Annotated in this window: 1 protein-coding gene; it reads right to left on the bottom strand. The window is 37.4% G+C overall.

Annotated features, from left to right (window positions below; translation table 11 throughout):
• Positions 1 to 39 precede the first annotated feature (39 nt).
• Positions 40 to 230: hypothetical protein (locus tag Q4519_RS22285; RefSeq protein WP_303516175.1), on the bottom strand; the 191-nt coding region annotated here is incomplete at its 5' end.

Genomic DNA, 230 nt, shown 5'->3' with positions numbered 1-230 from the left:
CATCGATGTTTTACTAACATCCACTCGTGTAATAAGTTTCTATTTCATCTCAGAAACATTAGAAATTACTCCCACAATACAGCCAATACTTATCAAATCCAATAAGGTACTTACTGCTAAATCAAGGGATTCTTGGTCTAATCTGCCAAATACATCATCCAAAAAAAGCGACTCTAACTTAATACAACCTGCGTAGGCTAGCACCACTACAGAAAGCCCAAAAGCCAACG

The sequence above is a fragment of the Motilimonas sp. 1_MG-2023 genome (assembly GCF_030547455.1).
GTDB lineage: Bacteria > Pseudomonadota > Gammaproteobacteria > Enterobacterales > CBDFNC01 > Motilimonas.
This window is presented reverse-complemented; position numbering and strand designations above follow the sequence as displayed.